Source organism: Paludibacterium sp. (genome assembly GCF_019232825.1).
In the GTDB taxonomy this organism is placed as follows: domain Bacteria; phylum Pseudomonadota; class Gammaproteobacteria; order Burkholderiales; family Chromobacteriaceae; genus Paludibacterium.
In genome coordinates this window covers 1-9,180 of the sequence record NZ_JAFAND010000126.1, presented here as the reverse complement: position 1 = coordinate 9,180, position 9,180 = coordinate 1, and the positions used below count along the sequence as shown (strand labels likewise).

4 protein-coding genes are annotated in these 9,180 nt (G+C 65.3%); all 4 read right to left on the bottom strand.

Features of this window, described 5'->3' with window-relative positions:
* Positions 1-535: 535 nt before the first annotated feature.
* On the bottom strand, positions 536-3,589 hold the full coding sequence (locus tag JOZ06_RS16255) for an efflux RND transporter permease subunit (protein WP_293234306.1): 3,054 nt from the start codon (positions 3,587-3,589) through the stop codon (positions 536-538).
* Between the two features lie 8 nt (positions 3,590-3,597).
* Positions 3,598-4,719 carry an efflux RND transporter periplasmic adaptor subunit gene (locus JOZ06_RS16250; protein ID WP_293234304.1) on the bottom strand — a complete coding sequence of 374 codons (1,122 nt, stop codon included), beginning with the start codon at positions 4,717-4,719 and terminating at the stop codon, positions 3,598-3,600.
* 13 nt (positions 4,720-4,732) lie between these two features.
* The gene (locus JOZ06_RS16245) at positions 4,733-6,280 is read right to left on the bottom strand and encodes an efflux transporter outer membrane subunit (RefSeq protein ID WP_293234302.1); all 1,548 of its coding nucleotides are present in this window, start codon (positions 6,278-6,280) and stop codon (positions 4,733-4,735) included.
* A gap of 283 nt (positions 6,281-6,563) precedes the next feature.
* Positions 6,564-9,180, bottom strand: a 2,617-nt coding sequence (locus JOZ06_RS16240; RefSeq protein ID WP_293234300.1) for a thioesterase domain-containing protein, incomplete at its 5' end; no start/stop codon positions are given.

Genomic DNA, 9,180 nt, shown 5'->3' with positions numbered 1-9,180 from the left:
AACTCAAGCGGCTATCGAAAATCAGCCGGCGCACGTCGGGGTTGGGGTGGGTTTGCCGCGGTTCGCACAAGACCGAAATCAGTGTCAGTAACTGCTGCTGACGCAGACGGCGGTTTGTCGGGGTGGAAGGAAGTGCATTAACATCGTGGATAGCCATGGCTAACTCCTTGGTAGTTGGTTGTGGTTAGCGGGCTCGGCGGTGTGGCAACACCCCGGGCCCGCGCCTTTGGCAATGATCCGCCCAAAGCCCCACCAGATTAGTTTGCTCACCGGGAAACGGCAATTGGGCAGCTTGTCCGTAAATTCTGAAAGTTAAAAAACAAGGCGGGAGTAAAAGCGGCCCCACTCCCGCTTTAAAGGTTTTGCTCTTAAAAGGTTTTTCTCTTACTCCCGCAGTGGACGTGGTTGCCGCAAAGTGGTCTGTCCGAAAGGATGGGGTGGGAATGCCGTGCGCTGCGACGCGAGCGCACGCTACCCGGCATAAAAAACGGCCGGATGATGGTCGTCCGGCCGTTGGTGGCGAGGCGGGGGCGGGTTAGGCGACGTCGCCTTCCTCCGTCGCCGACACCGGCGCCACATGGTGGTCCGACGCCAGCAGCATGTACATCGCCGGCACCACGAACAGCGTGAACAGCGTGCCGATCGACAGGCCAGTGAAGATCACGAGACCGATGGCGTGCCGGCCGGCGGCGCCGGCGCCCGAGGCGATCACCAGCGGGAACACGCCGAACACCATGGCGGCGGTGGTCATCAAGATCGGCCGCAGCCGCACGGCGGTGGCGCGCTTGATGGCTTCAAGCTTGCCGACGCCGCGCGCGCGCTCCTCGTTGGCGACCTCGACGATCAGAATGCCGTGCTTACTGATGAGCCCCATCAGCGTCACCAGCCCCACCTCGGTGTAGATGTTGAGCGAGGCGAAGCCGAGGAAGATGAAGACCATCGCCCCGAAGAGCGCCAGCGGCACCGACACCAGAATGATCAGCGGGTCGCGGAAGCTTTCGAACAACGCCGCCAGCGTCAGGAACACGATGATCACCGCGAACATCATGGTGACGATGAAGCCGCCCGATTCCTGCATGTATTGGCGCGATGGGCCGGCGTAGTCGACGCTGTAACCGGTCGGCGCCACCGCGTCGACGGTGTCGCGCAAGAACTGCAGCGCGTCGCCCTGCGCCACGCCGGGCACGCCGGAGATCGTCGCCGAGTTCTGCTGCTGGAAGCGGGTGATCGATTCCGGTTCCACCGTGTACTTCAGGTGGGCGATGGTGCTGACCGGAATCACGCCGTTCGGGCTCTTGATGTAGAGATCGAGCAGCTGATCCGGGTTGAGCCGATTCGTCTGCTGCACCTGTGGGATCACCTTGTACGAGCGTCCGTCGATGGCGAAGTAGTTGACGTAGCCGCCGCCCATGGCTGCGGAGAGCGCGGTGGCGACATCCTGCTGCGTCATGCCCATGGCCGCCACCTTGTCGCGGTCCACCACCAAGCTCGCTTGCGGCTGGTCAACCTTGAGGTCGACGTCGGCGAAGTAGAACTTGCCGGAGCTGCGCACCTTGTCGATCACCTGCTGCGCGACCTCGTTCAAGTTCTGGAACGGTTCGGTGGTCTTGATCACGAATTGCAGCGGCAGACCGGACGACCCCGGCAACGGCGGGAATTGGAACGCCGCCACGCGTGCGCCGGCGATCTTGCCCCATTTCTGTTGCAGGTCCATCTGAATCTGGTGCGCGCTGCGGCTTCGTTCGCTCCAAGGCTTGAACAATACCCCGCCGATACCGGCGTTGATCGTCGGCGTGCCGGTGATCTGGAACATCTGCTGATATTCCGGCATGGCCTTGCTCGCCTGGAACATTTGGTTGGCGTAAGCCTGCATCTGGTTGGCCGTGGCGTTCGGCGCGCCGACCACCTGACCGAGCACGATGCCCTGGTCTTCTTCCGGCGCCAGTTCCGACTGCGACATTTTCGCCAAGCCCAGCAACAGCAAGAGCAAGATGCCGCCCATGACCACGAGTACCGGCCAGGTCGACAGCAGGTTGGCCAACAGGCGATTGTAGCCGCCCAGCACGCGCTCGAAGGTGTGATCGATCCATTGCACGAAACGGCCGCTGTCCTGATCCGCCTTGAAAAAGCGCGAGCACATCATCGGCGACAGCGTCAGCGCCACCACGCCCGACACGGTCACCGCCGCGGCCAGCGTGAAGGCGAACTGGGTGAAGAGCGCCCCGGTCAGACCGCCTTGGAAGCCGATCGGCACGTACACCGCCACCAGCACCACGGTCATGGCCAGAATCGGACTGCCCAGCGCGCGCGCCGCCTCGATCGCGGCATCCAGCGGCGACATGCCCTCGCGCATATGTCTATCGACACTCTCGACCACGATAATCGCGTCGTCGACCACGAGGCCGATGGCCAGCACCAGCGCAAGCAGGGTGAGCAAGTTGATCGAATAGCCGAGCATCAGCATGATGAAGAACGTGCCCACCAGCGACAGCGGCATGGCGATCACCGGCACCAGCACCGCGCGCAGGCTGCCGAGGAACAGGAAGATCACCACGGTCACGATCAACAGCGCCTCGACCAGCGTCTTCACCACCTCGTCGATCGAGGTGTTGATGAAGTCGGTCGAGTCATACACGATCTTGCCGGTCAGGCCCGCGGGCAACTGCTTCTGCAGGTCCGGAACGACGGCGCGCACGCGTTTGGCCACGTCCAGGATGTTGGCTTGCGGCGCCACCTTGATGCCGATGAACACCGAGCGCACGCCGCTGAAGGCGACGTTGAAGTCGTAGTTTTCCGATCCCAGTGTGACCGTGGCGACGTCCTCCAGCCGGACGATGGCATCGCCGTTATGCTTGACCACCAGTTGCTTGAACTCGTCCACCGTGTGCAGATCGGTGGCGGCGGTCAACGGCACCGACACCATTTGGCCCTTGGTGGTGCCCACCGCGGCCAGGTAGTTGTTGCTCCCCAACGCGCTATACACGTCGGTGGCCGTGACGCCGTGCGCCGCCATCTTGTCAGCGTCGAGCCAAGCGCGCAGGGCGAACAGACGCGCGCCAAGAATTTCGGCCGTCTGCACGCCTTCGAGCGAGTCCAGCTTCGGCTTGACCACGCGCTGCAGATAGTCGGTGACGTTGTTGCCCGGCAGCGTCTTGCTATAGAAGCCAAGATACATCGCGTCGGTGGTTTGCCCGCTTTGCACCGTCAGCACCGGTTGTTGCGCCTGGGCGGGCAACTGGTTCTTGACCGAATTCACCTGGTTGTTGATTTCGGTCAGCGCCCGGTTGCTGTCGTAGTTCAGGCGCAGCGTGGCGGTAATGGTCGATACCCCGCTCGAGCTCGTGGACGACAGATAGTCGATCCCCTGCGCCTGGGCGATGGCGGACTCCAGCGGCTGCGTAATGAAGCCGGCCACGGTTTTGGCGTCAGCGCCGTAATAGGTGGTGGAGATGGTCACCACCGCGTTTTGCGTCCGCGGGTATTGTTCGACCGGCAGACTGAACAGCGAGCGCAGGCCCAGCACCACCAGCAATAAGCTGATGGTGGTGGCCAGCACCGGCCGCCGGATGAAAATATCGGTAAATTTCATGGGCTGTCTCAATGCTCCTGCGGCGTCGGCGCCGCGGCGTTGGTCGGCTGCACCGTGTTGTCGATGACCACCGGCGTACCGTTCTTCAGCTTGAGTTGACCGCTGGTGACCACTTCCTGGCCAGCCGAGAGTCCGGTCAATACCGCTACCTGATCGCCTCGGGTCTCGCCCGTGGTAACGAACACCTGACGCACCACCTTGTTGCTGCCGGCGACGGTCTTGTCGCTCTTTTCCACGACGTAGACGGTCGAGCCATAGGCGTTATACGTGATCGCGGTTTGCGGCAGCGTCAGGAAGCGCAGCTTTTGGCCGACCGCGACGTGCGTATTGGCGAACATACCCGGCAGCAGCTTGCGCTGCGGGTTGTCGATCAGCGCTTCCACTTGGACGTTGCGCGTGCTGTCGTCCACCTTGGGGCTGATGGCGCTGAGCTTGCCCACGAAGCTTTGGCCCGGGAAGGTGTCGGTGCTCAACGTCACTTGCTGGCCGACCGCCAGGCGTGCCAGGCGGCTTTGCGGGATATAGAAATCCAGATGGATCGGATTGATCTCCTGCAGCGTCACGATCTTGTCGCCGGCATTGATGTATTGGCCCGGGTTGATGCCGCTGATGCCGATGCGGCCCGCGAAGGGCGCGCGGATGACCTTCTTGGCCACCAGCGCCGCCTGCTGCTCGACTTGGGCATTCTTGGCGCGCAAATCGGCGGCGTCGCTATCCACTTGCGCTTGGCTCACGCCTTGGACCGCCAGCTGGGCCTGGTCGCGCTTGAGCGTGATGGCGGCAAGCTCGGCGCTCGCCTGCAATGCGTGCAGCTGCGCGATGTCGGCGTCGGCATTGAGTTCGACCAGCACTTCGCCGGCCTTGACGTCCTGTCCGGACTTGAAGGCCACCGTGCGCACCATGCCGGCGATTTCACTGCTGAGGTCGACGCCGCGAACGGCCGACAGTGTGCCGACCGAGTTCAGCTGCAACTGCCACTCCTGCGGTTCGGCAACGATGGAGGTCACGGTTTGCGCGCCCGGTTTGGGCGCGGCGGCCATCAGGCTGCGGATGTGCAGGAAAAAGCCGAATCCCAGCAAAACGATCAGCAGCAACACGCCGCCCAGCATGATCAACATGCGTTTGGTCATAATCGGGTTCCTTTTATTGAATGTTGTTATCGTTGTTGCCGGACGCCGTGTTCAGGCTGCCGCCGGCTTCGGGATGCCCGGCGCGGTTCCACCAGCCGCCGCCCAGCGCCATGTACAGCATGGCGGTGTCGGCGAAGCGCGTTGCCTGGCTCGTGGCCAGACTCACCCGCGCTTGTTGGTAGGCGCGCTCGGCATCCAGCACGTTGACGTAACTGACCGCGCCGAGTTGGAAGCGCGCGCGCGTGATGTCGCGCAGGCGGCGCGTTTCCTCGGCTTGATTGGCTTGCGCGTTCAACTGCCCGGCGTCCGCCTGGATCGTGTAGAGCGTGTCGGCCACGTTCTGGAATGCCGAGAGCACCGTCTGACGGTACTGCGCGGCGGCCTGATCGTAGGCGGCGATCGCGCCGCGGCGCTCGGCGCGCAGCGTGCCGCCGTCAATGATCGGCATCACGAGCCCGGCGCCGAGATTCCATAACGACACCGTGTTGTGGCCGCCGGCCATGTCGGTGCGCTGACGCGCGTAGCTGCCCGACAGCGTGATTTGCGGGTAGAGGTTGGCCGTGGCCACGCCCACCTTGGCGCTGGCCTGGTGCAGCAGCGCCTCGCTCGCCTGGATGTCCGGGCGCTGACGCACGAGTTCGGACGGCAGCGACAACGGTAAGTCCTGCGGCAGCCGCAGCGCGTCCAGATCGATGCGCGGCAGGTCCGGGTCGTTCGGGTAGCGTCCCAGGTAAACCGCCAACTGGTTGCGGTACTGCGACTGCGCCTTCTCCAACGTCGGCAGCGTGGCGCTGGTCTGCGCCACCAGTTGCTGTTGCGACAGGACGGCGGTCAACGGTTGACCGCCCAGCCGGTATTGTTTGCCGATGATGTCGAGCTGCGCGGTCTGGGCGGCGAGCGCGGCGCGCGTCGCCTCGACTTGGGTGCGCGCGGATGCTTCCAGCACCGCGGTGTTGACGACATTGAAAATCAGCGTCTGGCGCGCCGCTTCCAGCTGATAGCGCTGGTAGTCCACTTGGGCGGCCAATGCTTCCAAGTCGCGGCGCCCGCCGCCGAACAGGTCCAGCGTGTACGAGACCGTCAGTCCGGCGCTATAGACGTTGAAGGTATTGGGCGTGGACGACTGCAGCTGGCGTTCGCGGTTGGCGTTGCCTTCGGCGTTGATCGTGGGGGATTCCAGCGTGCCCGCCTCGGCGTTGTAGCTTTCCCGCGCTTGACGCACGGCGGCCTCGGCCGATGCCAGCGTCGGACTGTGCGCCAGCGCTTCGCGAATCATGGCGTCCAGTTCCGGCGAGCGGAACAGCGTCCACCAGTCGGCGGGCAGATCGCGGCCTTGCGTCAGCGTTTGCGGCACGCCGGCGTTGCCGGCGTCCGGCGCCCCCGACTGCGCGACCCGCACCGGCTTGCCGGCAGCGGATTGATAGCCGGCCTGAGGTTCGGCGCCTGGCGTCTTGAAGTCAGGTCCGACGGCGCAGCCCGTCAACAGCACGCCGACCACGAGAGAGGTCAGGCACGACAAACGGCCCGGGTATTGGCCGGGCCGAGCGGTTTTTTCCTGCATTGCGCGCTCCTCGCCGGACGAAGCGCCCGGCGTTTTGTACTTGATTTTTTCACGCTGAAACGATAAACAATCCGAATTAATTAGGCGCGCCCTATTCGGCCAATGGCGGGAAATTTTCGGTAAATGACGGAAAATCATCCCAAGTGGATTTGGGGCACGCCCATGCTGTTATGCTCGGGCGCCCAGCGTGTATGCATACTACAAGGCGCTACTTTACATCGGTATGGCATACCGTTGTCTTGATTTTTCTTGCTCATTCGCAGCGAGAAGCGCGTGTCTCCACCTAGCGTTCCATGGGTGTCTCCCCAGGTTGGCGCGCCTGCAATGGCGCCGTTTCGCGCAGGAATTGCTCCAGGTCGCGCGCGATCTGTCGAATCGGATCCGGATTGGCCATTTCCGTGTGGGCGCAGTCGAGCGCTCGGAGGTGAAGGCGGCCGCCGACATGCGGCTGCCAGACGTGCGGCGTGATGCCGTCCGCATGCTCGATGCCGAGCGCTTCCGGTCGCAACGCTTGGAAAAACAGCATGTCGCCGTCGATCTTGCCTGGCCTAAAGGCGGGGATGAGCCGGCGGAAATCCGCCAGCAGTGCCAGGAACCGTTGCGCCTGGCTGTCATCCAGGCAGCCGAGCACGTGGCCGGCGCGGCGCGCGGCGGCGACGAAGACCGCCATCGACAGCCCCGCCGCCTCCGCTGGCGTCAGCGCGATGCCGAGCGCTTGGGCGAAACCGGCGAGCACGGCGCGTTCGTCCCACTCGGGCAGCCGGTCGCCCGGCCGCATCGGGTAGGCGTCCATCATGGCCAGCAAGCCCACTTCGTCTCCCTCCGCCTGCAACTGGCGCGCCATCTCGTGCGCGATCAGTCCACCGAACGACCAGCCCAACAGCAGGTAGGGCCCTTGCGGCTGCAGGGCACGCGCGACACGCACATAGTCGCGCGCTAGCGTGGCGATGTCGGGCGCGGCGTATTCGGCCGTCAAAATGCCGCGCGCCTGGATGCCGTAGAGCGGGCGCTCGTCGTCGAGCCCATGCAGCAAGCCGGCATACGCCCACGCCAGGCCGCCGACCGGGTGGATGCAAAAGAGCGGCGTCAGCCGGCCGCGCGCGCGCAGCGGCAACAGCACGTCGAACGCGTCGCCGTCGCCTTCGCGCTGGCTCAGCCGCAGCGCCAGCGCGCGCACGGTCGGCGCCTCGAACAGCGCGCGGATCGACAGACGCGCGCCGAGCGCGGTGCCGATTTTGCCGATCAGCCGGGCCGCCGTCAGCGAGTGACCGCCGAGGGCGAAGAAATCGTCGTCGATGCCGACGCGCGGCAAGGTCAGCATCTCCGCGAACAGCTGACACAGCAGATGCTCTCGCGGCGTGCGCGGCGGCGCATAGGCCTGTGCCGTTCGCACCGGATCGGGCAGGGCGGCCTGATCGAGCTTACCGTTGGCGGTGAGCGGCAGGGCCGGCAGCACGAGGATCGCCGATGGCAGCATATAGTCCGGCAGCCGCTGCTTGAGCGCGGCGTTGAGCGCTTGCGTCAACGCGGTATCCGCGCCGAGGCGCGCCGGCGTGTTGGCGTGGCCTGGGTGGGGCGCGGGTTGCCCGCCGCGCGAGGGCGCGGCTTGCCAGCTGGGATTGAAGAGCACGCGGTAGCGGTCGCCGAGGCCCTGGGGCTGCCAGGCCAGCGTGGCGCCGTAACGGCGCGCCATGGCGAATAGCGCGGATGGCGTCACACCGTCGGCGGCGAGGGCAAGATCGGCCACCGTGCGCGCCGCGCCCGTTTGCAGCGTTTGCCAGGCACGCGTGAACGGCGTGACGCGCCGGTCCGGCACGGTGTCGAGCGCGATGCAGACTTCCGGCTGGGCGGCGAGTTCGGCCTCCAAGCGCGCCAGCGGGTCGTCACCGTCGTCCCACGTCAGGACCGTGTCCGGCGCGGCCAGCGTTTCGGCTTCGCCAACACGCAGCGTCACGTCGTAGCGGAAGCGGCTGAGTTCGTTATCGTAGTCGCCGTCCTTCGGCGCCAGCGTTACGCGCGCGACTCCTGGCCTGCGCGCCACTTCCTCGCTGAAGAACGCCGGGTCGAGCAGCAGCTCCGCCTCTTGCGCGCAGGCCGCCTCGACCTCGCGCCGCACGGTGGCGAGCGGCGTCGTCGGTTGGGCGTTGTGGAGCCGTACCGACGTGTGGAACGCGCCGAGCAGCGCCAGGTTGCGCACGTCGCCGATAAAGACGTGGCCGCCGGCGCGCGTCACCCGGATCGCCTGGGCCAGTACTTTGCGCAGATAGTCGCTATCCGGGAAGTATTGCGCCACCGAATTCAAAATCACCAGATCGACACTAGCGTCGGCGAGGAAGTCCAGCTCGTCGGCCATGCCCTGGCGCAGTTCGACATGGTCGGCGGCGCCGATGCCGGTCAGATAGTCGTGCAACTGGCCAAGCACCGTGGCGGAGAAATCCATGCCCAGGTAGTGTGCGCAGCTTGGCGCGAGCCGGGTCAACAACAGGCCGGTGCCGCAGCCGAGCTCCAATACGCGCCGCGGCGAAAGCGCGCGCAGACGTGCCACGGTGCCGTCGACCCACTGCGTCATCTCCGCCTCGTCGATCGGCGCGCCGGTATAGCTGCTGTTCCAGCCGACCAAGTTGAAATCGCTCGCCTCGCTTTCCGAATAAGTGGCGTCGAATGACGCGCGCCAGGCGTCGACGAAACCCTCGCGTGCGTCGCCGTCGGTTCGCGCGGTCGGACGCGGGGTCACGTAGGCGAGCAATTGGCCGTCGCGGGCGATGACGGCGGCGGCGTCGACGCCGTCGTGCGCCAACAGCGCGGCCTGAATCTCGCCCGGCTCGATGCGGAAGCCGCGGATCTTGACCTGGCGGTCGGCGCGGCCGAGGAAGATCAGCGTGCCGTCGGCCTGCCGGCGG

Bases quoted from the DNA above. Each gene is read 5' to 3' on its own strand.
- JOZ06_RS16255 (WP_293234306.1), bottom strand. From the start codon at position 3,589: ATGAAATTTACCGATATTTTCATCCGGCGGCCGGTGCTGGCCACCACC.
- JOZ06_RS16250 (WP_293234304.1), bottom strand. From the start codon at position 4,719: ATGACCAAACGCATGTTGATCATGCTGGGCGGCGTGTTGCTGCTGATC.
- JOZ06_RS16245 (WP_293234302.1), bottom strand. From the start codon at position 6,280: ATGCAGGAAAAAACCGCTCGGCCCGGCCAATACCCGGGCCGTTTGTCG.